This window comes from Paenibacillus wynnii (assembly GCF_000757885.1).
GTDB classification, from domain to species: Bacteria; Bacillota; Bacilli; order Paenibacillales; family Paenibacillaceae; genus Paenibacillus_AQ; species Paenibacillus_AQ wynnii.
The window spans coordinates 1,122,482-1,149,467 of record NZ_JQCR01000003.1; the positions used below are offsets into that span (position 1 = coordinate 1,122,482).

The 26,986-nt window shown below is 44.3% G+C and carries 25 protein-coding genes; 1 reads left to right on the plus strand and 24 read right to left on the minus strand.

What is annotated here, in order from left to right:
* Positions 1-38 precede the first annotated feature (38 nt).
* The 7 genes from PWYN_RS20525 to PWYN_RS20555 form a co-directional block, all read right to left on the minus strand.
* Complete coding sequence (locus PWYN_RS20525; protein ID WP_036655709.1) at positions 39-602, minus strand: DUF3221 domain-containing protein; 564 nt, start codon at positions 600-602, stop codon at positions 39-41.
* A 107-nt stretch (positions 603-709) separates the two neighbouring features.
* Positions 710-1,813, minus strand: a complete 1,104-nt coding sequence (locus tag PWYN_RS20530) for a Gfo/Idh/MocA family protein (protein ID WP_036655717.1) — start codon at positions 1,811-1,813, stop codon at positions 710-712.
* A gap of 24 nt (positions 1,814-1,837) precedes the next feature.
* The gene (locus tag PWYN_RS20535; RefSeq protein ID WP_036655720.1) at positions 1,838-2,569 is read right to left on the minus strand and encodes a ThuA domain-containing protein; all 732 of its coding nucleotides are present in this window, start codon (positions 2,567-2,569) and stop codon (positions 1,838-1,840) included.
* Positions 2,570-2,610: 41 nt separating this feature from the next.
* A complete protein-coding gene (locus tag PWYN_RS20540; protein ID WP_036655723.1) occupies positions 2,611-3,771 on the minus strand; it encodes a Gfo/Idh/MocA family protein in 1,161 nt (386 codons plus the stop codon).
* 24 nt (positions 3,772-3,795) lie between these two features.
* The gene (locus PWYN_RS20545) at positions 3,796-4,836 is read right to left on the minus strand and encodes a LacI family DNA-binding transcriptional regulator (protein ID WP_036655728.1); all 1,041 of its coding nucleotides are present in this window, start codon (positions 4,834-4,836) and stop codon (positions 3,796-3,798) included.
* A 277-nt stretch (positions 4,837-5,113) separates the two neighbouring features.
* A complete protein-coding gene (locus PWYN_RS20550; protein ID WP_157261230.1) occupies positions 5,114-6,733 on the minus strand; it encodes an MDR family MFS transporter in 1,620 nt (539 codons plus the stop codon).
* Positions 6,636-7,259, minus strand: a complete 624-nt coding sequence (locus tag PWYN_RS20555) for a TetR/AcrR family transcriptional regulator (protein ID WP_036655734.1) — start codon at positions 7,257-7,259, stop codon at positions 6,636-6,638. Before PWYN_RS20555 ends, PWYN_RS20550 begins: the two co-directional genes overlap by 98 nt.
* A gap of 244 nt (positions 7,260-7,503) precedes the next feature.
* Here PWYN_RS20555 and PWYN_RS20560 point away from each other — a divergent pair, with 244 nt between their 5' ends.
* Positions 7,504-7,920, plus strand: coding sequence for an HIT family protein (locus PWYN_RS20560; RefSeq protein ID WP_036655741.1), 417 nt, complete (start codon positions 7,504-7,506; stop codon positions 7,918-7,920).
* Between the two features lie 75 nt (positions 7,921-7,995).
* Here PWYN_RS20560 and PWYN_RS20565 read toward each other — a convergent pair whose 3' ends face one another.
* The 17 genes from PWYN_RS20565 to PWYN_RS20645 all read right to left on the minus strand — a co-directional run bounded on the left by PWYN_RS20565 (position 7,996) and on the right by PWYN_RS20645 (position 26,929).
* Positions 7,996-8,544 carry a DUF2812 domain-containing protein gene (locus PWYN_RS20565; RefSeq protein WP_036655743.1) on the minus strand — a complete coding sequence of 183 codons (549 nt, stop codon included), beginning with the start codon at positions 8,542-8,544 and terminating at the stop codon, positions 7,996-7,998.
* The gene (locus PWYN_RS20570; RefSeq protein ID WP_240479801.1) at positions 8,531-8,884 is read right to left on the minus strand and encodes a PadR family transcriptional regulator; all 354 of its coding nucleotides are present in this window, start codon (positions 8,882-8,884) and stop codon (positions 8,531-8,533) included. Before PWYN_RS20570 ends, PWYN_RS20565 begins: the two co-directional genes overlap by 14 nt.
* 183 nt (positions 8,885-9,067) lie before the next feature.
* Entirely contained in the window at positions 9,068-9,685 is a 618-nt protein-coding gene (locus tag PWYN_RS20575; RefSeq protein ID WP_036655746.1) for a M15 family metallopeptidase, read from the minus strand.
* Positions 9,682-10,635 carry a hypothetical protein gene (locus PWYN_RS20580; protein WP_036655749.1) on the minus strand — a complete coding sequence of 318 codons (954 nt, stop codon included), beginning with the start codon at positions 10,633-10,635 and terminating at the stop codon, positions 9,682-9,684. The genes PWYN_RS20575 and PWYN_RS20580 overlap by 4 nt, the downstream gene beginning before the upstream one ends.
* Before the next feature lie 538 nt (positions 10,636-11,173).
* Positions 11,174-12,610, minus strand: a complete 1,437-nt coding sequence (locus PWYN_RS20585) for a DHA2 family efflux MFS transporter permease subunit (protein WP_036659021.1) — start codon at positions 12,608-12,610, stop codon at positions 11,174-11,176.
* A gap of 62 nt (positions 12,611-12,672) precedes the next feature.
* On the minus strand, positions 12,673-13,242 hold the full coding sequence (locus PWYN_RS20590; protein WP_036655750.1) for a TetR/AcrR family transcriptional regulator: 570 nt from the start codon (positions 13,240-13,242) through the stop codon (positions 12,673-12,675).
* 167 nt (positions 13,243-13,409) lie between these two features.
* Positions 13,410-13,748: a DUF6054 family protein gene (locus PWYN_RS20595; protein ID WP_036655754.1), complete on the minus strand. Its 339-nt coding sequence runs from the start codon at positions 13,746-13,748 to the stop codon at positions 13,410-13,412.
* Positions 13,749-13,787: 39 nt separating this feature from the next.
* Positions 13,788-14,327 (minus strand): hypothetical protein, encoded by a 540-nt coding sequence (locus tag PWYN_RS20600; RefSeq protein ID WP_036655757.1) that lies wholly within the window; start codon positions 14,325-14,327, stop codon positions 13,788-13,790.
* A 122-nt stretch (positions 14,328-14,449) separates the two neighbouring features.
* Positions 14,450-15,247, minus strand: a complete 798-nt coding sequence (locus PWYN_RS20605; protein ID WP_036655760.1) for a 4'-phosphopantetheinyl transferase family protein — start codon at positions 15,245-15,247, stop codon at positions 14,450-14,452.
* 29 nt (positions 15,248-15,276) lie between these two features.
* Positions 15,277-16,209, minus strand: coding sequence for an NAD-dependent epimerase/dehydratase family protein (locus tag PWYN_RS20610; RefSeq protein ID WP_036655761.1), 933 nt, complete (start codon positions 16,207-16,209; stop codon positions 15,277-15,279).
* Positions 16,206-17,903, minus strand: coding sequence for an aminotransferase class I/II-fold pyridoxal phosphate-dependent enzyme (locus tag PWYN_RS20615; RefSeq protein ID WP_052088230.1), 1,698 nt, complete (start codon positions 17,901-17,903; stop codon positions 16,206-16,208). The genes PWYN_RS20610 and PWYN_RS20615 overlap by 4 nt, the downstream gene beginning before the upstream one ends.
* A 6-nt stretch (positions 17,904-17,909) precedes the next feature.
* Entirely contained in the window at positions 17,910-20,891 is a 2,982-nt protein-coding gene (locus PWYN_RS20620; RefSeq protein ID WP_036655762.1) for a type I polyketide synthase, read from the minus strand.
* Positions 20,888-22,609, minus strand: coding sequence for a fatty acyl-AMP ligase (locus tag PWYN_RS20625; protein ID WP_036655764.1), 1,722 nt, complete (start codon positions 22,607-22,609; stop codon positions 20,888-20,890). The genes PWYN_RS20620 and PWYN_RS20625 overlap by 4 nt, the downstream gene beginning before the upstream one ends.
* Before the next feature lie 374 nt (positions 22,610-22,983).
* On the minus strand, positions 22,984-23,955 hold the full coding sequence (locus PWYN_RS20630; RefSeq protein ID WP_036655765.1) for an ROK family protein: 972 nt from the start codon (positions 23,953-23,955) through the stop codon (positions 22,984-22,986).
* Positions 23,956-24,245: 290 nt separating this feature from the next.
* Positions 24,246-25,001 (minus strand): ABC transporter permease, encoded by a 756-nt coding sequence (locus PWYN_RS20635; protein WP_240479855.1) that lies wholly within the window; start codon positions 24,999-25,001, stop codon positions 24,246-24,248.
* A 37-nt stretch (positions 25,002-25,038) separates the two neighbouring features.
* Positions 25,039-25,884: an ABC transporter permease gene (locus PWYN_RS20640; protein ID WP_052088232.1), complete on the minus strand. Its 846-nt coding sequence runs from the start codon at positions 25,882-25,884 to the stop codon at positions 25,039-25,041.
* Positions 25,877-26,929, minus strand: coding sequence for an ABC transporter ATP-binding protein (locus tag PWYN_RS20645; protein ID WP_036655767.1), 1,053 nt, complete (start codon positions 26,927-26,929; stop codon positions 25,877-25,879). The genes PWYN_RS20640 and PWYN_RS20645 overlap by 8 nt, the downstream gene beginning before the upstream one ends.
* Between the last annotated feature and the right edge of the window lie 57 nt (positions 26,930-26,986).

Below are 26,986 nucleotides of genomic sequence, written 5' to 3' on the forward strand. Positions count from 1 at the left end.
CTTTCGTAGAAAATTCTACTTAAGGCGGTCCTTGTTTCTTATAGGTCTGACAAATCTACTTCCAGCCTTCTGACCGTCGCCTGAGCTGGCAATGATTCTAGAATGGTCCCTGTACTCCACAGCTTAACCTGCTGACCCTTTTCTAAATCGGAGAAATGAATCTCTTTTTCTGCTTCATTGTACAATTCTGATCGGTCATTGAAAGAAAACCAGTAAGTAGGCATTTCTTTGCCCGGTTCTAGGATGAGTATTCGCAGGTGGTTATCTATACTTTCGACTTCTACAATCTCCCCAACTACATGCGGCTGACCTAACTTTTCGATAGTATAGCTCACCATATTTGGATCTATCAGCTTCTCGATTTCCGGTTTGGCCGTAGTTTCACTACTATCAGGCATTGTAATAGCCAATCTGTTTCCGATGACATCGATTGAAGAACCGTATACATTTTGCTTAAGGTAAAGATTATGCTCCTCCAAAAGCTTCTGAGCCGTTTCAAGTTCATGAATCGTGTACTCTACATTATGCAATACATAAGTGTCGGCAATATAACGCTCTGCGAAGACATCTTGGATATCTTCATTCAGGCCAACGATATTCACATGAACCTTTTCATCCTGTAAATATATATCACCATTTGAGAACCCTTTATTGGATAAAAAAGTTCTGATCTGACCCTGAGGTGTAATATGTTGCGATAGGTTAAATATTAGTCCAAAGTATACGGTGCAAGTTCTATTGGCAACGCTGCTGGCCGGGTACATGTGCTCTTCATCTCATAATAAGTACGGGAATCAGATGATTCATGAAAAGCCCACATGGCCTCAAGTACATGGTAAGCAAGCTCGGCACTTGCACGATGCGGACGTCCCTTCTGAATAGCATAGGCCATATCCGCTGGACCAATTCCACGGGTATTCTGGTCATACCCCGGAAGTAAAGGTTGTTCGGACCATTCAGCATCACCCATACGGCGAACCTTCACAGGTCCACCGAAGGTATTCGGATCTGGCACCTGTATCGAGCCTTCCGTACCATAGATTTCGATAAAGGGTAAGTCGCTGCCACCGAAGACATCAAAGCTTGTAATTAGTGTGCCGATCGCTCCATTCTCGAATTGCAGGGTTCCTGCAATGTGAGTAGGAATATTTACGGGTATCTTTTGGCCGAATTTCTTCTCGCTAGTAATCGTTCGTTCCGTAAGAGCCTTACCGGTCATCCCGGCAATGGTCTGAATCGGACCGAGCAGTTGGACTAGAGCGGTTAAGTAATAAGGTCCCATATCGAACATCGGTCCCCCGCCTGTCGCATAATAAAACTCCGGATCCGGGTGCCAATGCTCATGTCCTCGCCCCATCATGAATGCAGTGGCTGCTATAGGAAGCCCGATTCCCCCCTCATTAATAAGCTTTAGTGCAGTCTGAATTCCAGCTCCTAAGAAGGTTTCCGGCGCACTCCCTACTAATAAACCCTTCTCCTTGGCCAATTCCAATACGCTTTGACCTTCCTCCTTAGTAACAGCAAGCGGCTTTTCCACATAAACATGTTTCCCGGCATGGAGAGCTTTTAAGGTAACCTCTGCATGGGCTGCAGGTATCGTCAAATTGATCACAATCTTGATTTCCGGGTCGCTCAGCAACTCTTCAGTTGTAAGAACTTTGGGGATATTGTATTGATTCGCTTGCTCCTGTGCTCTGGCAAGATCCATGTCGGCACACGCTACAAGATCGAGTATTTCGAACTTCTGACAGTTCTCCATATATATACTGCTAATTTTACCGCACCCAATGATACCGACTTTCACCTTTTCCATGTAAGTAGACCCTCCATTAAGATTCTATTGATTGTCAGCCATACCCGTGTATACATGACCTAAAGCCGCGCCGTCCTTCTCGCCTCGCAGAGCATTTTCTTTGCCCTCAGCAGCCCAAAGCAAACCTCTGCGCATCAACTCCTTAACCTGAGGGATTTCAACTATATCAGCTTGGTGTCCAAGAGAGTTGTAATATACACGGCCTACGCCCCAACGTTTCGTCCAAATCACCGGCATATCCACAGCTTTGTTCAGTGCATGCGGACCTTCTGCCACGGGAAAACGAGTGGTTGCTAGAACTTCCACAGCAGGGTCTACATGAAGATAGTATTGCTCGGTTGCGAGAGAAAAGTCTTCGATTCCCTCAACCAGCGAGCTAGAGCTTCCTTTAATCTCTACGGTATATTTCACTCCATCATTCCCAGGGTGGGCTACCCACTGACCTCCGGTCATAAACTGCCAGTCTACATTCGTACGGAAGGAGTCACACATCCCGCCGTGACAACCCGCAAGTCCTGTTCCGTTTTGAACTGCTGCCGATACGTTATCTACCCGCACTTGATCAATCTCACCCATCGTCCAGACTGGAACAATAAGGTCAAGTCCAAGCAGCTTTTCCGCATCATCGAAAGCCTCTAAGGTATTCGAAACCTCAACTTCAAAGCCATCTTGACGCAGAATGCCGGCAAAGATATCCGCTACCTGTTCTGGATCATGCCCATCCCAGCCACCCCATACAATCAACGATTTTTTCATCTCGATAACTCCTTAATATAGTTAATTATAAATATGATTAATTACATTTCAGACAGCTGCACCCAACGTCTTTCATCAATTGAACGCTCTACGGCTTCAAGAACAGCCTGACATTTTACCCCATCTCGAAAATTCGGCTCAGGCAAACGACCTTCTTCAATAGCCGTGGAGAACTCCAGCATTTCGTGAATAAACGTGTGCTCGAAGCCAATGGTATGTCCTGGCGGCCACCAAGCCTCGGCGTAGGCATGTGCCGGATCCGTTACAAGCACACGGCGGAAGCCTTGTACATCTTCTTCATCCGAAGTGAAGTATACCTCAAGCTCATTCATACGTTCGAAATCAAATTTCACACTGCCCAGGCTGCCGTTAATTTCAAAGGCATTGGTTGATCTATGCCCTGCGGCAAACCGGGTAGCTTCAAAGTTACCCATAGCTCCATTATCAAAACGGGCGAGAAAAAGTGTAGCATCGTCTACTGTGACTTCCCCTCGCGGACCATCTTTGCTTCCTTTAGCACTTAAGCCGGTCATCTCAGCCGCTATCGGACGTTCCTTAATGAAGGTCTCACTCATCCCGATAACCTCTTTCACATCACCCACGAGAAAATGCGCAAGATCAATTAGATGAGCTCCAAGATCACCGTGTGAGCCTGAACCTGCAATCTCCTTTTGCAATCTCCAGACAAGCGGAAAGTCCGGGTCGATAATCCAGTCCTGCAGAAAACAAGCTCTAAAGTGATAGATTTTGCCGAGTCGGCCACTCTCCACCAGCTTCTTCGCCAGTCTCACCGCTGGAGAGAAACGATAGTTGAAGCCCACCATGTGCGCGATACCCGCTTCTTCTGCAGCCTGCAGCATCTCACGAGAATCTGCCAATGTAAGCGCTAACGGCTTTTCACAAAAAATATGTTTCCCAGCCTTAACGGCTGCCAGCGTAATTTCCTTATGCGCATCACTAGGGGCATTAATATCAATTACATCGATATCCTCTCTGGCGAGTAATTCTCTCCAATCGGTCATACTTTCAGCCCAGCCCAGCTGCTCTGCTGCTTGTCCTACAGCTTCCTCATTGCGCCCACAGATCACCGCCATGTCCAGTTTGGGTGCCTTTGGAAAAAACATAGGCAAGCTTCGATAAGCATTGCTATGTGCCTTACCCATAAATTTATAACCGATCATTCCGATACGTTGCTTCTTCATCGTTATTCCTCCTCACTCATATACCTATGGACTAGATGATGCACGAACGACAAGTTCGGTGGGCAGTTTGATTTGTTTAGGTTCCCGCAAGAGTTCACTAGAAGTTCCATCCTCCATCATCTGAAGGACGCGGGATGCTGCAATTTCACCCAACTGATAGAAAGGAACACGCACACTGCTTAAAGCAGGGTTGGTAAGCTCTGCTGCGTCCGAATCATCATATCCGACGATGGCCGGGATACGTTGGTCGGGAATCCCCTGTTCTCTGAAGCCCTGCTGCAAACCAATAGCCATTCGGTCATTGGCTGCAAAGATCGCATCAATTCTGTCCAGTACCGCAACCATTCCTGCTGCTGCCTGAATTCCGCTTCGTCTACTAAAGTTACCCTTGAATTGTAAGGTTGAGTCCCATTCCAGCCCTTCTTCCTTCAGAGCCCGAACATAACCGTTGTGACGGTCACGGCTATTAGAGTATTCCGGCGGCCCATTAAGGAATGCAATCTTACGATGACCCTGCTGGATCAAATGCTTGACTGCCTGCCAACTGCCCACTTCGTGGTCTGCATCTACCTCGAAGAAGCCCTCACCCTCAAAATGCTGATTGATTACACAAAAGGGTTGGCCCTCATCTCTTATATGACGAAGAGCATGCAATTCCTCAGGTTCATCCTTAGCTCCTAAGATAATACAGCCGTCTATCTTTCGCATCCCGAACATTCCCGAATAATCCAATGTTCCATCGGGGTCACGGAAAAGCATGAGCAAATCATAGCCTTCTTCTCTTGCCTTACTGCCGATTCCACTTAAGATCTCTGAGAAATAATACGCTGAGAAAAGCCTTGCTTTGGGCAAATACGGCATGACTACGCCGAGGTTTCCACTTCGTTTACGTGCAAAGCTGCGTGCTAGGGAGCTTGGAACATATCCCAACTCTTTGGCTGCCGCAAGAACCTTTTGTTTCGTCTCCTCCTTAAGAGGGCCAACGTTATTTAACACACGGGAGACTGTAGCTTCCGATACTCCGGCTAGCTCAGCAACCTCTTTACGGCTGGCGATAGCAATCATCCTCCTATTAATGTACACGCGTACATTTTCTCACGGAGCATGGTTGTAGTCAATACCCTTAATAAAGATTCTCTCTTAAAATAAAGGCTATATTAAAGACGAATACACTTGCACTCACTGGTATTCGAAGAATGTTGTCGCTTCAGCAAGTATGGATTTTACGGAGGTTCAAGCTGAATACTGAGTTCCTTGACACAAAAAAAACACTCCTTCTCCTCACGGCTTACATACGTTGTGAGGAGAAGATAATGTTTTTGGAGTAAGGCTGAATTAATTTTTAGTGACCGATCATCATAGCTGGATCAGCCTTTTTCGTTTCCTGTGAAATATTCATGCTTTGCATCTTCGGTTTGCGAAGAATCAGACTGAGCACAACACCCGTCATCGCAATGAACGAAGCTAATAAGAATACATCATTGAAGCCCTGAACGGCGGCGATAATCGGGTTGCTACCTTCTTTTAATCCACTCTTATGAAAGTCAATTTGGCTGGTTAAATAGCCAGTCATTCCCGCTACTGCGAAGGATACAACCACTTGCTGCGCAGCCGTTGTCAGAGGAGTGACACGACCTACCCATTCACGAGGTGCAGAGTTCAACACATGTGTGTTCACTGGCATCATAGTCAAGCCCATGCCTAATCCCATCAGAGCCAGACACATCATAATGACAGGTAGGCCAGTGTCCACTGTAATTCCAGACAACAGATAAAGTGCCGTTGAGATGATGCTCAAACCTACAAAGGCTAGAGGCCGAGCTCCAATTTTATCAAACAAACGTCCACCTAGCGGCATACCTATACCGGTTGATAGTGCCTGTGGTAAAAGAATCAATCCAGTCTCAAGCGGCGTATACCCCCGAATTTGTTGAAGGTACAAGGGTACAAATAACATGGAACCAAAGAGCGCTGCTTGAGTTACCCAGGATAGAATGATCCCGCGTGTGAAGTCTGAAGAACGGAATACACGAAGCTCCAGCAATGGATGCTTGTGACGCAGTTCAACAATAATAAACAGAACAAGCGCAGTTCCTCCAATAGTTAGACCCCAAATTGCTCCCGCAGAGGACCAGCTTGTGCCACCGCCCTGATTCACACCATAGGCTAAACTGGCAAAAGCAATGGGTGCCAAGATCATCCCAATGAGATCTAGATGAGGAGCCTTATTCTTGTCTGTCTTCGGCAAATATTTAACTCCAAGAATAACACCGACAATACCAATCGGCAGGTTGATCAAGAAGATCCAGTGCCAGCTGACATACTCCACCAGCCAACCTGATAATACAGGTCCTAATGCAGGTGCTAATAACATCGGAATTCCGAGCATACCCATGATAGTGCCTCTACGTTCCGGTGGTGCTAAGCGGAATACCATGGCCATCCCGATTGGAGCTACCATCCCTCCGCCTAAGCCTTGAATCACACGGAAAATAATAAGCTGTGATGAAGTCTGGGATAGGGAACAAAGCATGGAACCAAGGACAAACATAATAATGGTTGTCAGAAAAACCTGCTTAGAACCAAACTTGTCAGTCATCCAACCCGCTAATGGAATAACCGCCGATAATGCCAAGGTATAACCTGTGATTGCCCATTGAATGGTTTTTAAATCAGATGAAAAGTAGTTAACCAACTCTGGTACAGCTACATTTACAACCGTACTATCCAGAATGACCATGATCATTCCTACGATGATTGCCATAAGAGGGGGGATGATGGCTTTCAAAGAGAACGGCTGCTCATTAGCCGCGCTTTTCCCGGTAATTGTGTTTGACATTTTGTTCTCCACTCTTTTCTCTAATTTAACTGTATTTATGAAAATAATGCTCAAACAATCCATCGATCTGCACATCAATAGATGGAAGATTAAGCATAGGTACACAGTATTTCTGCCCCTCATGAATTGAGGAAGCCACAAGAACCGGAAATGCGATAGCGCCATATAATTGCATCAGCATGGTCATAAGCATATCCTCGTCCTGCTCATTTGTAATTTCCTGCAAAGCACTGGTGATTTTCTGCATTTTCATCATTTTGCAATAACGCATATACTCATCCTGAGAAGCCATGATATTGGGGACTTGATCTAACATCTGCCGCGCCAATCCGGGGTGCTCTTTAAGCTTCCCGATGTAACGCATAAAAAAAGTCTTCAACCGTACCTTAGGAGGTAAGGAATCTTCATCGAGAGCACTAAAGGCTTCATCGAAGGTGGAGATCAGTTCACGAACGGCATCGGCAAGTAAATTCTCCTTGGAACCGTAATGATAATTAACCAATGCAAGGTTAATGTCGGCTTTAGCAGCTATTTTCCGAAGAGATGTACATGAGAATCCTTGTTCCCGAATTAACTCAACGGTGGCATTTAATATACACTGCTTCGTATCCTTATTCGAAGAGGCATCAATGTTGTTACCTGTGGACATGACCTTCCTTATCTCCTTCCCTGATAGATAAAAATTGAAGTGATTTAAACAACGTTTAATTATTTTTTAAATTTACTCCGATAGCCGCAAAGTGTCAAGTGAAATAAAGTGTTATTTAATTATAAGCTATGTTAAAGTACACAAGTATTAGTCCTCACTGTAGCGGCCGGTTTCGTTATCTCGGCAGCAACGAATATGAACTTAGAGACTTGCTCTCTACTATTAGGATGGAGTGATTTTGTAAATGGATTGCTTGGGATGTAGAATCGCTAACGGAATTGAACCAAACTTAAACATTATTTATGAGAACGAACTTATAACTTGTGTGCTCGATATTGCCCCGTTTAATGAAGGGCATTCCCTAATCCTTCCTAAGAAGCATTATTGGGATGTCGAAGAAATGGATTCCGAGACTGCTTATGCTATTATGGATGCTTCGAAAAGACTTTCAGCAGTCCTAAAGGGCTTGTTTAAACCTGACGGTATAAGAATTTGTCAAGATGGCGGGAAATTTAATGACCTGACCCATTACCATATGCACCTCATTCCCAGATACGAAGGTGATGGATTTACCTGGGGTGAACCCTCGCACCCGGATGGTGCTGAACAACGATTAAGCCTAACAAAAGAAAAGATTCTAAAGGCATTAAATAAGGAATAAAAGGAGTCCGCAAAGACTCCATTTTATTCCTATAAATCATCATTGTAGTACTATTTTTGTTCATATAGATACATTCTATTTCAGACGCATTTTCCTGAATCTATAAGCACAATAAACCATAGCTGAAGGGAGTGCTATCATAAGGCAGAGCGTAGCGAAAATTAAAAGCACTTGTGTTAGAGCTATGCCTAAACCGTAGTTATCTGAATAATAGTAAGCTGCAAATCCAATCAGCGTTAGTAATCCAAATAGGAGACTACTCCATTTAAAATTGACAATGGCACGGTTATATTTATCATAAGAGGTTGCACGGTCTGTATAAATCGGTACTGTTCCGGGTTTAGCGGAGAAAACATGAATATTGGATAATGAACATACCGCTTCCCAGCCGGCAGCCCGAAAAGTATCATAATAATCTTGGAGCTCGTTTGCCTGAAGAGTATTATAATCAATTGAGTATACGAGATTCTGTGCCTCTCCTTTACGGAGCTTAAAACCCAAGAATCCAAAGGATTCAAACAACCACCCCTTACTTGCCCAATTGCTCAACTTTTTCATTTCCTTTTCTTCGGCAAACGCTAACCCCCAAGATCCGATATAACGAGTTTCTTTATTTCTTCTCATGATCACTAACCTCCTTGGCTTGTTGAATAGCATTTATACCATGTCTAGCCATCCTTGAACGCCGCTCCATATCATTGTCAATAATCTGCTTCCCTTTCTCGGTTACACAATAAGGCTTACGCCGATCATCCTCTATATCTCCAGCCGTAATATAATCTGCAGCAACCATTTTCTTAATTAAGGTGTATAAAGTTGCTGGCCCTATGGTTACTTCACCTTCTGTTAGCTCTTCAACGTATTTCATAATCGCGTATCCATGACGTGGAACTAGCAGCGATAGTAAGATGTAATAAGCTGAGTCCGTCAATTGCTCAGTGACCATTGAATTATTTCTAGACAATCTCAGCCCTCCTTCCTCCGAAAATAGGTTCCGATAATATATCCATCTCGGATATATCCATAATAGATATATATCCATTGATGATATAGTAACAAATTCCAATTTATTTGTAAATATAAAACAGCAAAAAGACTGCCCATAATGGTCTGATTAGACCTTCAAAGACAGCCTCAGTAACGTTTTTCACTCTACATTAAAGTTATAATATCGATTGGGATAGGGCTCATTAATCAGTGTAAAATGCCACCATTCCTTGGTGTACGGTTTAAACCCTTGTTTCACCATAGCGTCCTTAAGCAGCTTGCGGTTCGCCTTCTGTTGCTTGGTAATTAGATTCGTATCGTAAAAAGAAATGTCACCGAAGAAATCATACGGACTGCCCATATCCACCTCGGCACCTGTTTTTAGGTTCACAAGCGTTAGATCAATAGTGCTGCCTCTGGAGTGTCCTGATTTCTTCGCAATAAATCCAAGCTTGAACAAGTTGCGTTTATCCAGCTTCGGATAGTATTGCGTCTTCATCTTCACATCCTTTGTATCCTGCGACCACCTAACAAAATGATTTACTGCTTGTTGAGGACGGTACGCATCCTGAATCTTCAAGCTATATCCTTTAGATTCGAGATCGTCACTTACAGCCTTTAATGCTACAGCGGCTATGCGGGTCAGAATTGCTAATGGAGCCTTATATCCGTCGATCCGTGCTCCTACAAAATTGTTCTCCCCATAATAACGAATATCATAATGAGCCGATGGGATTATGTCATTATACCCATTCCTATTTCTACAGGCATCTTTCAGTTATTGTAAGGCTTCAACTGATCTTGAATATATTGCTCAACGTCCGCTGTAAGTACATTGTTTGTTTTGTCTAGCAGCTTCACAAGACCGTCAATCATCTTTAAAATGTCGCTGTCTTTGGTTCCCTTGCTCAAGGCAGAATCATAAGCTTTTCTCAGATCAGGATCGATGCGGGTCGGTTTATCATAACCGTAAGCTGGTGTGTTGCTGGAGCCATAGAACAAATAGCTGACAGACAGATTAATCTGGATACTCGCCATACGGTTGGATTTTGGATACTTTTTAATAAAAACCTCTTTCTCAAGCGAACGTGCGATCAACTCCTCCCAACTAATCACAATGGCAGCATCAAAAAGGCTCGGTTTATTGGACTCCTTAGCCATGATGTCAATGTAAGCGGCAATATCCTTTTGAATATACGGTTTGAAGACTTTAAAGCCTTCATAATGCATCACCGGATAATACATTCCTTCACTTGTCTCTATTTTATATCCTTTATCCCTTAATTCTATTAGGACAGAACGAATATTGGACTCTTTAACGACGCTTAAAAGATAGGTATAAGTAAGTTCGCTTCTGTTATAATTCTTTAATTTAAAAGCACTGTCAATCGCCTTTTGTATCTTATCCGGGTAAATCTTTTCAGATATCGAATTCAATTGAGCCCTTTGCGCATTCTCCAGATGCAGCGTCATAACGGTACCCCGCCAAATTCCTGCTTCATCGATATGATTGATTAGATAGTTCCGTGCATGAGCCAAGCTCGCTGGATTCTTCAGATATTTCTCAAACTGATTGTATACGGTTGCTGATTGCTGTGCACTCACAGACGCCGCCTGTGCAGGCAACGGACTAAATGTATAAGCTCCTGTTCCCGTCCCAAGTACTATGGTCAATCCCAACAGTGCTCTGGTTCTCCATTTCGTTGAGGTTGAATCCTTTGATTTCATGAAATTACCTCCTTATGATTAGTATTTCGGAGTTTTCCTACGTTCACGGCTGCATCTCTCCATAACCTATTGACGCTTTACCCTTGTTAAATGTTTCTGATTTTTATAACCCTATTAGAAATAAACCGAATCTACACACTACAATTAAGCTTGAGCCAAATAGCAGCAGCTAAAGTAAATTTATCTTAAGGTAGATCGGGACAAGAATTCTATGCGGACTACAGATCCCTTATTATCTATAAATTGCTTTTCAAGTAAGTTATACGGTCACAGTCCGCATAGATAAGGAATTCAGTTAAATAAAGCAAATAGCGTCCGCTAGGTCTGTTAAGCTCACGCATTCATATTTTGATTAGATATCCACGCTTCTACCGCGAAGATCGGTATAATTGATAGAAATCTGTATTATGTTCAATCTATATAATTTTGGGTTCAACTCAGCAAAATAGGAAACCCTTCCTCGATCTTTTCGAGGAAGGGTCTCCTATTCATTGAGCCTAGAATTAGAAAGAGAACTTTTTAGTTGCTTCGATTTCACTTAATGCATCGACGTCTGACTCTTGTGCTGAATGATAACTCGCTTGATAAAGAATGAGAGGATCAGACCCGCAAACGCAATGATCATGCCAAATATAAAGGCGTTTTGTACACCCTGTGTGAAGGCTGCTAATAAGTGAACTGGATTTTGGGGATCTTCTACTCCGGATAAGTAGCTTTTAGAACCGGCTGTCATAATACTAACCGCGAGCGCAGTACCAATGGCACCGGCTACCTGTTGCAGAGTATTCATAATAGCCGTACCGTCCGGATACAGTTCCATCGGTAATTGATTAATACCATTCGTTTGTGCCGGCATGAATACCATGGATACGCCGATCATCAGCGCACTATGCAGTACGATTACGAATATTACCGTTGAAGTGGCAGTGATACTGGAGAAGAACCACAAGGATACCGCTATTATCACCAATCCCGGAATGACCAGCCATTTAGGACCGTATTTATCAAATAAGCGGCCCATGAGCGGTGACATCAATCCGTTAATTAGCCCGCCGGGGAGCAGTAGTAATCCAGCCTTGAAGGCCGAGTAGTTCTGTCCTTGCTGTAAATACATCGGTAGAATCAGCATAGCGGACAGAATAACCATCATACAGATTAAGACCATCAACAAACCGACTACAAACATTGGATATTTAAAAGCGCGCAGGTTGATCATCGGCTGCTTCATGGATAGCTGACGGAAAACAAACAAACCAAGAGCGATAACGCCTGCTACCAATGAAATTATAACTTTAGGATTTGACCATCCTTCTGCTTCACCGGCACTGCTAAAACCATACACAATCCCACCGAAACCTATGGAGGACAGTACAATAGACATTATATCAATACTTGGCTTCGTCACCTTCGTTACATTCTGCATATAGATAATACCGAAGAACAGAGCAATAATAAGGAACGGCAAGGACAACCAGAATATCCAATGCCAGCTTAGGTTTTCAATCAGCAACCCTGCAATCGTAGGGCCGATAGCCGGAGCAACCATAATGACAAGACCGATCATCCCCATGGCCGCGCCCCTTTTTTCAGGAGCTATAATGACAAGTATAGTATTGAACATGAGCGGCAGAAGGAGTGCTGTCCCCATCGCCTGAACTACTCTAGCGGTAAGTAAGAAACCAAAGGTTGGAGATATGGCCGCCAAAAAAGTTCCCAGAATGGACAAACATAATGCGGCAACAAACAGCTGTCTCGTAGTAAACCACTGTAACAGCAGCCCGGAAATAGGGACTAGTATTCCTAAGGTAAGCAGATATGCTGTTGTTAGCCATTGGGCTGTAGAAGGTGTAATATCCAGGACCTTCATCAAGTCGCTGAGTGCGACATTTAATGCCGTTTCACTAAACATTCCAATAAATCCACTGAGCAGCAGTGAAATTAAGATGGGAATGGTACGAAACTTTCTTTCTTCAATAGGTTGTGTTCCTTTTAATCCAGCTTCCACTCTTGTATCCTCCTGATATGTGTTTTTTCTCTTTAGCCAAGCAATACAGGAATCATCTTAGCCGCTGCAAGCAACGGGCCTTCATCCCGGTAAGTAAGTGTCTGAAGCAGCGCTCCCTCAAATAAAGAGATGACAACGGAGGCCTTATCCGCAGCAGACCGTTCCTCAACACCTTCTTCCATGAGTCGAAGCATAACGACATCCTGCCAGTCTTTAAAAACGGATTGACATGCGGATCTCAGTTCCTCACTAATACAGGATGTCTCCACCGCTAACCAGAAACTGAAGGGAACTATTCCCTTAAACGACGTTTGCACCGCATCCATCGCCATTCCTTGAATAAATTCCACCATCGCTTCTGTTGTGCTCCCACTGATTTCGATATGGTTCCTTAGCTTCTGAGCAACAACTTCACTAGTACGGTTAATACAGGTTAAAGCCAGTTCCTCCTTCCCTTTTGGGAAATAATGATATAAGGAACCCTTAGGGGAATCACTATCCTTAATAATCTGATTCAGACCTGTTGCGTGATAGCCTTGTGTGAAGAACAATCTTGAAGCCGTATCGAGAATCGCCTCACGTGAGTTAGGCTTGTTGGACATGCCTGACACTTCCTTTACAGTTATAACGATTGGTCTACATAATATAAAACCATACCTTGTTACAATTCGTCAATCAAATTTTAATTAAATTTTAAAATACGAGGGCTTGAAACGTATGATAACTCTTTTCCAATACCCTAACTAAAAAACGAGCCGTTAGGCTCGCCTCAATCGATTATATACATGAATAATATCTTCTCCACGGACGAGGCAAAGCTCTTGCCAGCACCCCAATCTATTTTAAAATACTTACTGCCTGAGCTCCCTACCGAAATTAACCGAACATTAGTGACTCCCTGCAAATTATCAATAATGATCACAAGTCCTGCCTGATTACCAGATCTGTGAAAATAACGTTCATAAATCAATGTGCCTATAGATAGATCTGGCCCCATATTATTTAGTTCCTCATGAATTAACTCTGTATTCTCCCCCAGCCCAGCCTTGACTAAAGACAGGGCTTCTACCGGAGAGAGACTAAGATTGAAGCTATGTATAACAGACATCCCAACACCACCTTATCAACTATTTTTTATACCTTCAACTCATGAACCTGAATCTACATCTCCAACTACATTCCAGCGATGCCGGTATTTCTCCAAACGGGGATGAACACGGGTAGGTGCAGCAGAGAGCAGCAGGCGCAGCTTCACGATCCACTCTTCGAAAGAAGAAAAGGAGGCGAACTGATTAGCCATCTCGGGGGTTAGATAGAGAAAATAAGGAGACGGATAGACGTCGGAGATATGACGGAGCGCAGAATCAATAGGTGTATATTTCTTGCGCTTTCCTTCCAATCCCTCCACTGTAATGTAGGAACGCCCCTGCTCCCGTTTCCACTCATGCAGACGGTCCTCTCTCTTATGAAAAGAGAGCACAGGCTCTTTTGACATCCGTCTTACAGTTTCCTCATGCAGTGGATATAGGACAAGCTTGGTAAACTGGAGATCTACGGCTGCCTTTGCCGCGACTTGCAGCTCTTGGTCAGTTATATGTTCAAATGAGTCGTAAAATACTAGTGTTCCTTTACGTTGTTCTACCAGCGACTCGTAACCAAAAGGGACTTGCTGAGTGTCTCGTTTCATCGTAATCCTCCTGATTGTAATATATATACAGCATATCATGCGACATATGGGTGCGTACAATTCTTCGTAAAAAAAGCAATAACGAAAGCCAAATCCAATCGTCATTGCTTTTCATATTGATATTACTGAAGCTGTAATCCTCTCTCTTCAACTTCAGCCTCTATAGGGACGAACTCCGTAAGCTTATCATTCACTCCCGAGCAGGTCTGTGCCGATTGTTCTCGGCAGCGGCGGAGGAATACCTCAGCCAAGTCCGAGGATCTTACAACCAAACATTCACCAGGAAAACGGGAATCTGTTGAGCAAGCAGTAAGCTTATAACTGGAGTCAAGTGAATACTGCTTGAAGTAAACCGGGTTTCCGTTCTTAGGAGAAGCTAATTCAGAATTCATTGAACTCTCATTTGAAAAAACAGATCCCAACGGAACCGTTATACCAATTCCCTCCATCTTTAGATAGCTCTCTTTCCGCGTCCACAACTCATAGAAATACTGCTTCTGTTCATTGGGATTCAAGGAAAGGTACTTCTGCATTTCTGAAGGTGACATTGTATATCTAGGAAGGGAAGGATTTACAACACCCATCTTCTGAATATCAATACCGACACGATGGCCTTTTCGACCCACAATCCCAACAACCCAGTTCCCGGAGTGTGAGAGGTTAAATTCCCATGGTTCACGCATATGTTGAAGCCGCGGCTTTCCAAACACTCCTTTTTCAATACGAATTTCATCGTTACGCAGTCCCTCGATATCCATGGCGATCAATCGAACCATAATATCTCCGATTATAGATCTCCGCAAATCATCCTCACGTTTCAGCCGTCTGCTCACGAGCCTGTGCTCTGATGATAGGTAAGGCAGAAGCTCCGATATTGAAAAGGCAGATCCTGATCCAAGTGACACTGCTATGACCTGCATGGACTCTAACGCCTCCTTCTTATTCTGCTTCACTTCGGGATGGACCGAAACCAACTTAATGTTTCTTTGACAGCTTCTGGGTGTGGTGTAGCTGCATACGACGGAAATCGCTTCGTGAATTTAGCCTCATTTAACATTAAGGGATACTGAAATTCATACAGAAGCTCATGAAATTCTTTGGCTTCCTTGTCGAAGATTCCGGCCAATCCAACAGCCCAGCTAGGCAAGGTTCTGCTTTTCCTAGAACTGCCCGCCGCATCTTGAACAATATTGAGAAATTGCTGTCCCTCCATTGCCCCTCCACCCGACACATGCCATTCTCCGCTTTCGCCGCTATCAGCTAGCAGCACAGCCGCCTTAGCGGCATCCCGGATATAGATTAGATCATGCGGTACATGCAGATTTCCCGGCCAGGAGATGGTTTTGGCCTTTAACGCGCCCGTAAATATGGGACCAAATACTCTATTGGTCACGTTTGGACCGTAATAATCGGGGTAGCGAGGGATCACATAACGGAAACCTTGACTGCCTGCTTGCTCTTTCAATAATTCCTCCAGCTGATTGCGGAGTTTACCCTTACGAGTTAGTGCCGCTTTGGGATGATCCTCATCAGCAGGTACATATTGAAATTTACCGTAACCGTAGACGTTCCCCGGAAATACAAGGTGTTGATTGGGCTTAAGGCTTTGGGTAATACGCTTGAGTGCCTGCGGCATAACCGAATACCAATCCTGATAAGGCACGTTTAAACAAAAGTACACCGTCTTAACACCACTTAATAGTGGTTCCAGCGTTTGATCCACCTTAATATCAAAGGGTCTCATCGTAAGGTGAGATGCCTTAAGGCTGGTTAAAGCCTCTTTTGAATGATGATAGGTAGCTGTCACGGCCTTTCCTTTGGACAAAAGCTCTTCCGTAATCGCCAATCCTAGTCCACCATTCCCCCCAATAACAAGGTTCATATCATTACAGGCTCCTTTTCCAGAGATTGTATTCCTTTAGCTACCAGCTTGACCGTCCACTCGATCTGCTCCCGTGAATGATTGGCAGTAATGAAAAAGCGGACACAGGCTGCTTCTTCAGGAACGGCAGGGTAAAGTATCGGATATACGTTAATTCCTTCCTGATACAAATACTCAGTAAGTTGGAGAGTGCGGTCAGAGCCGCCAACAATAATCGGGATAATCGGTGTGTCGCAGCTTAATCCCGTTTGTAATCCAAGCAGCTTGCATTGCTCCAGAAATAACTTAGCGTTTTGCTGAAGCCTCTGTACCGGAGCAGGATCTTTTTCTAAAGATTGAATCACTGCAAGTGCTGCCGCCGCATTCGCCGGTGTAATCCCCGCACTAAAAATAAATCCATCCGACAAGTATTTCAAAAACTGAATCATGGCAGCTGAACCGGCGGCATATCCTCCACAGCTGGAGAAGGATTTACTGAGTGTGCCCATCAATATATCTATTTCTGAAGGAGACACCCCATGGTATTCGCAAATCCCTCTGCCTGTAGCCCCTATTGTTCCAATCGAATGAGCTTCATCAATATAGAGCATGGCTTGATGTTTCTTCTTCACCTCAATAAATTTAGGCAAATCCGGGATGTCCCCATCCATACTGTAGATCCCTTCTATAACAATTAAGGCACGGCGGCGATGGCTTCTTGTACGAGTTAAAATTCGATCTAGTGCCTCCCAATCATTGTGAGGAAAAGATACCCTTTGAGCTCCCGACAATAGGCAGCCTTGAATCAAGCTGTTGTGAGACAGCTCATCATGAAGTACGATATCATCTTTACCTACAAGCTTCGCTATCGTCGACACATTGGTCGCATGCCCGGCTGTGTAGACCAGAGCATCCTCTGTTCCAACAAACCGGGATACAGTAGCCTCGAGCTCCCCATGAAGCGGAATCTCACCGGATAACAATCGGCTGGCAGATACAGATGTTCCATATTCAGCCACTGCCTCTTGAACTGCGGTAATCATTTGAACGTCGCCTGCATAACCAAGATAATTATAGGACGAGTAATTAATATAGGGTTTACCATCCATTAGAACTGTATCCGTATTAATTCCTTGCCGTAGTCTGAAATAAGGATTGACTGCACCCGCCGAATCGATTCGTTTTTTCAGATCGACATATTCGGGGAATTGCTGTACATCAAATTGTGGTTGAACCAGTGACAGAGAAATAATCTCCTCTTCAGGTTGCCTTACAGTAGGTTCAAGCTTTTTAATCGGCGTTAGCTCTTTAGTACTGTCAATCAGATCTATAAGCTCATTAATCGATAGATCAGTTACTTCCAGAGGAAGGATGACCTCTTGGTCGGGATACCGCTTTCTGAGCTCACTTTGAAGCTCCATCATCATCAACGAATCAAATCCGAGCTCACCCTTAAGTGAATCGGTAACCCTCAATTCGCTAAGGGGATAAGCAGTAATTCGGCTTACCAGCTGCATGACTTCATTCTTAACATTCTTTACAGCTGAGATCGAAGGAGAACCGTTCTTTATTTCATATTCATGCTGAGACGTCAATTTCTGTATGTTTATTGTTCCTGGAGGACCGTTAGCAAGCATCACCTGGCTTTGCAGCTCCAGAGCGTTCGATTGTTTCCTCACTATTTCTAAAAGCTGATCCAACAAACGTTGTTCCATGGCAAGTTATCCCCTTTTCAACTTATATGTGCTTTGGTTATGAATGGTTTCAAGATGATGATTCATGATCTCCAATACATCAGGGTGTATGACAGGTTCACCCGATTGAACAACATTTGAATCTTCTTCCATCCAATATTCACGGCGATTGAAGACATATGAAGGCAGCTTAGCTAATTCAGGTTGAAGCGGTGTATAATAACCGTTCCAATCTATTGCTAATCCCCGATCTGCCAACATTGTAAGGCTCTGATGGATGACTCCCCAATCGTCCCCTTCTCTATCCAAGCTCGATCCCCAAACAAGGTCGCCCTTTACATGACGCCGGGCCATCTTAATCAGACCGCCCGGGCCGATTTCAATAACTGCGACCTTCTCTTCTCTGAAGAAGCATATACAATCATGAAACCGAACCGTTCCTCGCAGGTGATCCCTTAAGTATTCAGGGGATATCTCATGACATGGCTGACCGTTCAGATTAGAAATTAAGGGTATATGTCCCGAACGATATTGTACCTCTTTGGCCGTTTGTTGGAATTCCTCCAGAATAGGGTCCATTAGGCTGGAGTGAAATGCATTGGATACGGTCAGCTTTTTAAAAGGAACACTCTGAGCCTTCAGCAGTTCTCCAAATGAATCTATCTCCTCGGTTGTTCCTGAAATAACCGTCTGATTCGGCGCATTAACTGCTGCTACGGATAACGAAAATCCTTTTTCCGAAATTAATGATCGAATGTTTTGTTCCGAACTTTGAACGGTTGCCATCTCCCCCAATACAGGAGTAGAACCCATTAACTTACCGCGAATGCGCACAAGCTTTACAGCATCCTCAAGCTCTATCATTCCAGCCTGACAGGCGGCCGCGTATTCACCGATACTATGACCCATTACATAATCGGGGAAAATCCCAAAGCTGTTCCACAACCGAGTAAGTGCGTATTGAATTAGAAACAGTGAGATTTGCGTATACTCCGTCTGATGGATTTTCTCATTCAGGGTTGTATCTCCGCCAAATAGAATTTGAAGAACCTCATCTGAAGTTTCTTGATCAAGAGCACTTAATCCGCTGGATAAAGCTTGCTGGAATACAGGAGAACTTTGAAACAATTCTCGGGCCATTTGTGGATACTGGGAACCTTGCCCCCCATAGACAAAAGCTATTTTACCTGGGATTCTACTGATGGCCTTACCTTCTGCTGCTCTTAGTTGAGTAAGGAGCTCTTCGCTTGTCCGTCCGGCAACAGTTACTCTATAGGGGAACAAGTCCCTCTTGCAGTGTGCGGAATAGCAGAGATTAATAAGATTAAGATTGGTGGAATTTGACTCTAGAAACTGGGCATAGGACTCCTGCATTTCACGAAGCGATGCCTCGCTTTTGGCTGAAATGGTTAATAAATGTCCATTGTACCTGTAAGGCCGCGCCCCTAACCTTTTGGGCATACGATAAGACTGTAGGATTACATGAGCATTTGTTCCCCCGAAACCGAAAGAGCTGATTCCTGCATTCTTCGTCTTGTCTTTCCATTCGATTGGCTTTGTTGGAATTGTTAGTGCTGTTCCTTCTAATGAGATGTGTTCATTTATCGTCTGTAAATCCGGATGTGGAGCAATGATTTGGTGACGGAACATCAGGCAGACCTTAATCAATCCTGCGATTCCGGCTGCAGCCTCAAGATGTCCAATGTTGGTTTTTACAGCACCTAGATGGCAGTTCCCTATATTTTTGTGTGCAAATACTTCCTTTAATGCATTTACTTCAATAGGGTCGCCCAGTTTCGTTCCTGTCCCATGCGTCTCGATATACCCAATCTCGTTAACACCAAGACCCGCTTGAGAAATAGCCCGTTCAACAACCTTCTGCTGGGAGGTGCCCCGAGGTGCGGTTAATCCATTGCTGCGGCCGTCTTGGTTCACTGCGGAGCCTTTGATCAGCGCGTATATTCGGTCACCCTTCGCCACGGCCTCACTGAGTTTACGCAGTACAACCATGCCACAGCCTTCTCCCCGCACATAACCGTCAGCACGCTTATCAAAGGTATGACATCGTCCGCTCTCCGACATCATCCGTGCCTTTGAGAAATTAACATATAAGCCCGGGTGCAGGATAAGATTCACTCCCCCAACCAAAGCCATGCTGCTCTCCCCCTCTTTCAAGCTGCGGCAAGCCTGGTGTAGTGCTACTAGGGATGAGGAACATGCCGTATCCAGTGCAATACTTGGACCCGTAAAGTTATAAAAGTAAGATAGCCTGTTGGCTGCTATGCTCGAAGCATTGCCGGTCCCATGATAAGCGGTAATCCGCGTAGGCTGATGCTGCAGCTTAGAGTAATCGTTAGTGCTGATGCCCACGAATACACCGACATCACTATTTTCAAGCTCGGAAGGTCTTATTCCCGCATCTTCAAAAGCCAGCCAGCTTTGCTCCATCAGCATTCGCTGCTGCGGGTCCATAACCTCGGCTTCCAGCGGTGAAATCCCGAAGCACCCCGCATCAAACTGACGAATCCGCTCCAAAAAACCGCCCCAACGGGTATACATCTTCCCTTTGTCCTCAAGATTATCACTGTAATATTCTGCAAGATCCCAACGGGATGATGGAATCTCGGAGATTGACTGCTTACCTTCTAGTAGATTGTTCCAGAATTCCTCCGGTGACTCTGCACCGGGAAAGCGGCAGGAGAGTCCTACTATAGCAATATCCTCCGCTTCCTCCGAATGGCTAATCTGTACTGGAAGTATGCGTTCAGATGATGATGCTCCATCATGTAAATAACGTGCCAACTGCTCAATCGTCGGATAATCGTAAAACATCGTAGGGGAGCAGACAACATGCAGCTTCTCCTCGATTTGGCCTGTAACCATTACTGCTTTCACTGAATCGAGACCTAGGTGTAGGAAAGGTTCATCTATTTGGACGATATCCTTAGATACATCAGTAGCCTCCGCAATTTGCTCGACCAACCAATTCCTTATTTCTACTAAGTTCATACGATCTCTTCTCCTTGTGAATCAGTAACCTCCAAGGCGGACAATTCCCCTGCGAGATACGCTAACTTGCAATCATAGTGCTTAACTTTACCGCTGACGGTCTTGGCCAGTGAATTAGAAGCAACCAAAACTACATCAAATGGAGAAAAGCCGTAATTACCGGCCAAGCCTTGGCGAATATTCCGAATCATAGACTCACGCTCACTGCTTGTAAGCTCTCCATCCATCTCCTGAAGAACTATCACACGCTCCTCATCCTCGGACTCCATCGAAAATACTGCACCCGCCAGAAAACCGGAATGAAAACTTTGAATATAAGCTTCCAGGTCGTTTGCATAGAAGTTTTTACCGCGTATAATCAATAAGTTCTTAATTCTACCTACAAGATATAAATACCCGTCACGTAAAAATCCGGTATCTCCTGTACGCATGTAGCCGCCGTCTCCATTAGCCAAAGTATGTTCAAAAGTTTCGTCCGTACGGAGCTTATCATTTAAATAACCTTTGGCTATGGATCGGCTGCGCAGCCAAATTTCACCTATAGCATTCTCCGGGAGTTCGGTCAGTGTACCCGTATCGACTACCACGATATCCTGATCGGAGACAGGACTTCCGCAGCTGACTAATGTACGCGATTCCGGTGACTCCATGACCTCAGTTACTAGATTTTGTTCCAGATGGGCTGGATCACAATGCAGAATAACAGGATCACATCCCCGCACTCCACCGGATACGATTAAAGTGGATTCTGCCAATCCGTAGCAAGGATAGAAAGTACTCCGCTGAAACCCATAGGGAGCATACTTACGCACAAATCCTTCTACCGTTCGACTGCGTACAGACTCTCCACCGCAAAATGCAATCTCCCAGCTGCTTAAGTCTATTTTTGCACAATCTTCAGGTTTAACATGTGCCAGACACAGATCAAAGGCAAAGTTAGGCGCTCCGCTGACTGTGGCCTTTTTCTCAGTAATCATTTCAAGCCATAAGGCTGGTCTGCGCAGGATTTCCTGCGGACTAACCAGATGAACAGGGAAACCCGCATACAGAGGGGCAAGAACACCGCCTATAAGTCCTAAATTATGATAGAGGGGAAGCCAAATGACTGCTTCATCCTGTGCCGATAAGGCAAATTTACGGCTGACATTCTCCACATTATGAAGCAGGTTATCATGAGTTAAAATGACGCCCTTAGACTGTGAAGTTGTACCTGAAGTAAACTGGATAAAGGCTGCTGCATGCTTATCCGCTTCCTGGCTGATATAAGGAATCTCGTTCAATTCATCTACAGTGACCCAGTGCAGTAAAGACAGATCATCTTCTTCATCTAATAGAGTAGTAATATAATCCAGTACTTTTCGGGAGGTTAGGATAACCTGAGCTCCTGTAACTCTGACCGCATGCTGAGGCCTGGCGAGACTTTCGGACGGTTTGGGTATTTCTAAAGGAACAACTACAGTACGGCTGTAGAGGCATGCAAAGAAAGAAACGATGAACTCCAGCCCAGAAGCGTGAAGCAAGGCCACCCGATCGCCGGGTTTAGTTATCATCATAATAGAAGCGGCTATCATCTTTGAACGAACTGCAAGCTCTCTGTAAGTCAATTGGGACACGTTGTCCCCATCCTTAAAAGTAAAGGCAATTCGGTCGGGGGTTGATTGACTCCTCTCATTTAACAAATCCACTACGGTTTTCAGTTCATGAATAATGCTGCTCACACAAACTCTCCTTTGGGGCCCACTTGGACCGTTGGACTGTTAAAAATGGGCAACACAAAACCGCAAAACATTAAATATCCCTCGTTTATTGCAGAGCGGGGAATAAGTAAATATTTCACTATTAAAGGAATATCACCTATTTTTAACTGCCTTTAGTATACAACTTGGCCTAAAGAGATTCACTGATAGATAATGTTGAACACTGTCGAAATAATATATATATGTGAATATATGGTGAAATAATCCATTTTATTATACCAAGCTACATGTTCCCTTTAAATTCAAATATCCTCCAAAAAAAACAGGACTTCAGAGCCCTGTGAGAGAAACATAGGTTGTAATTTTATTTTGCTTAAATAGACGGATGAGGGTATTTAATATCCAAGCATCTTACTATGAGCATATGAAGCCGCTCCAATGGTTCCAGCACGGTTACCTAACTCCGCTTGAACAATCCTGCAATTACTTCCGGAAAGCTTGAGGGCATGATTGCTTACGGTCTCGCGAACAGTATTCAACAATCTATCCCCCGCTGCGGCCATACCACCACCCACAATAATGAGCTCTGGGTTAAACATATTAATAACATTGGACAATCCGAAACCAAGTAGGCTACCTGTCTCGTGCATCACCTCAATAGCCAAGGGATCTTCAAGATCGTAAGCTTTGGAGATCATCACCGCTTGAATAGCTTCAGGATCATAATTAACCCACTCTTGAATAAGGCTTGTTCCCCCATCCCGCAGCTTTTCTTTAAAAGTATTTACCATTCCAACCGCTGACACATACCTGCCCAAACAACCAGAACTACCACATTTACAAGGTCGCCCATTTCTATACATGTTCATATGTCCGATTTCTCCAGCACTGTAGGATGTACCGTATACTACCTTTCCATCATTAACAATCCCGGAGCCTAGGCCTGTCCCAAGCGTGAGCAAAATGAGGTTGTTATAACCCCTACCAGCACCATGCAGCCATTCACCATACAAATTAACCCTCACATCATTATCTATATAAACAGGAAAATCATAATATTCCTTCATCTCATTAATTATATGTACATGGTCCCAGTCCGAAAAGTTTGGAGAAAATATAGACAATCCCTCCACAGGATCTAAAAGACCAGGTATGCCTATTCCCATGCCTTTGATCTGATCCAACGGTATACTCGTTTCTGTTATGAGTACACGAACGGCCTCACGTATGCGACCCAATACATGTGACGACCCTAGAGCCGCTTCGGTTGGAATCGAGATCTCATTTACTGCCCTTAGGTCTGAATGGTATATCCCTGCTTTTATATTGGTTCCTCCGAGATCAACACCTACTAAGTAAGGTTTCATACTATTCTCCCTTCACTTTCAACACATTATCTTCCATTATGGAGAACTCACAGTAAATATGATACCTTAACCCTCATATTGCTGCTCTCAGTTACACCGTTTTCATTTACCAGCTCGACACGGTACTCATACGCCCCGATTGCCCGACCCGTGATGTTTGTAGACGTTTTTTGAGCGTTCGTTCATTTTAACCAAAAATCAGACTTTGAGGAAAAGCTTACAAACAAAAAAACAGTCCGAGAACAAATATGTTCCGAACCGTTTCTTATTATTTTAAAGAAAACCAAAGCTTATGAACCTGCACCTTTATACTTTTTAACTCCATAGTTCCACGCTACCAAACCGATTCCCGCAAAGATGGCTCCCATAACAGGGGTTAAGAGTGCAATCTTCATCATCTCTGTTCGTTGTAGAAATATAGCTGCGGGATACACGCCTACAAAAGCAAACGGCAAAATCCAAGTTAACAGCACCTGAATTGCCCGATTGTAGATCGTTACCGGATAACGGCCATAGTTCTGGATGTTATACATCAGCGGTATAATACCTGTCGGCGCATCCGAGTAAAATGACAACGATGTTAAGGCTGTATAGATGCCCGTATAGATCGCCACGGCGCTTAGTGACAGAATAATCAGTGCTGGTATAGTCCACCATTCGAACGGCAGTCCCAACTGTGTACCGCTGATCGCCATAATAATCAGTCCGATGATGGAACCAGATAAAGAAGGCGGATTTATATTCTCGAGAAATATTTGAAATAAGTTATGTGCGGGCCGTGTTAGTACTCGGTCCATTTCACCTTTGGTGATGTAGCGCTCACTGAAATTCCACATATTAACGAAGCAGCCAAACAGTCCGAAGGGAACCATGAAGAAGCCGTATACAAAAATGACTTCCCCTTGACTCCAACCTGCAAGACTGTTGGTATGCATGAAGATCACCAGAATAAAGATGAAATTGGTAGCTTGAAATAACAAATCAGATACGACCTCTACCCAGAAGTCTGCACGGTAGGTCAGCCGGGTTTTCATATAATTTTTCATATACTCGATAATTAGCCCCAAGTAATACAAGTTTAGCTCATCCTCCCTGCACGAACAGCCGCTGCCGCGCTGCATGATATAACCAGACCATTGGAATCAGCAGTGCCAAAAACCAAAAGATCTGAATTCCAAGCACATTCCAAATCCCTACACCCTTCACTTGTCCCGTAAAAACAGACCCTGGGAGATAAGTAATAGCTTGGAAAGGAAGCAGCTTCAGAATGGAGGACAGCCAGCCTGGGAATAAAGTGATCGGAACGATTAATCCGGAGAACAAGTCGACGATTACACGCTTCATACGCATCATGCCTTCATTATTCTCAACAAAGAATGCGGAGAGTCCTGTGATCACATTAATCTGTGTATTGATCAGAAAGCTGAAGAACAACATGACCAGAAAACCCGTCCAAGCCGCAGGATCTGTCGGTAGTTGCACCGGAAATAACAGCATAGCAATGGTCATACCGGGTATCATGAACAGCATGAACCGGAACATCCCTTCTCCGAGCCCCTGCATCATTTTGACCAGAACATAGTTATAAGGCCGAATGAATTGTATAGCGATGCTTCCATCCCGAATATCCGTAGATATTTCTCGATCCAAGTTATTAAAATAAAATGCACGGGCCATCCATGATACGGCTAGGTATGATGTCATTTGTGTTAAAGTGAAGCCGCCTAGAGTAACACCTGCCGAACCGCCCTCCCCATAAATAGCCTTCCAAGTAAAATAGTTAACACCGATATTAAGAGAGTAAATTAGAATACCGGTATAATAGTTCACTCTATAAGCCAGCATGGTGAGGAATCGGATGCGTATAAAATCAATATAAGCTCCTAAGAGAAGTTTGCGTCCACTTTTCTTGGTTTCGAGACTAGACATGGATAACCTCTTCCTCGTCCTTCCCATCTGCAGAGTCTTCCGGCTTTTCCGCGGAACCTGATTTGTAAATACTGCGCACGATGTCATCCGTATTGGTCTCGATGATTTTGATATCCGTTATATCTGCCTGTCCTACAACACGTCCCAGCACATCCGATACATTCAGATCAAGCGGAATCCAGACCTTCGCGCCAAGATCATTCTCAGCGGACCAGGAAACAGGCATACCCTCTGTCCAATGTTCAAGCTGCTGGAGCTTCGTTGCTTTTCCGAATTGAAAAATGACTTCACGTCCGGTTCCCCAGCGCTGCTTAAGCTCATCCAGACCCCCGTCATAAATAATACGTCCGTCATCCAACATAATAACCCGTGAACAAAGAGCTTCAATATCCTGTAAATCATGCGTTGTCAGCAAAATTGTCGTACCATGCTGGCGGTTCATATCCTTGAGAAACTCGCGGATTTCAGACTTCACCACAATGTCGAGACCAATGGTCGGCTCATCAAGAAACAGAATGGAAGGATTATGCAGTAAAGCAGCGACTAACTCACAACGCATCCGCTGTCCCAAGCTTAGCTTACGGACGGGACGATTGAGCAATTCCTGCAGTTCCAATCGTTCTACGAGTTCATCCAAACGTTTCTTAAAATCCTGTTCAGACACCCGGTAGACCTTACGTAACAGCTGGAAAGACTCAATAACACCGATATCCCACCATAACTGGCTGCGCTGCCCGAAGACCACTCCGATATTACGGACAAATTTCTCCCGCTCCAAATAGGGTACATAACCGCCAACGGTTAGACTGCCGGAGGTAGGTACCAGAATGCCTGTAAGCATTTTGATCGTCGTAGACTTACCGGCCCCGTTCTCCCCGATGTAACCACAGATTTCTCCCTCAGGAATATTGAAGGATATGTCTTTAACCGCTGTCACTTCCTGAAATTCCCGTTTAAACAAATCAGCGAAGGCCCCTTTTAGACCCTCGCGGTTTTTCTGGACTTTGAATGTTTTTCTTAAGTCCTGCACTTGTATCGCAGTCATAGTGTACCTCTCTAATCTAAGTATAGGGTTCAACTATCCATTATAATGTACATATAA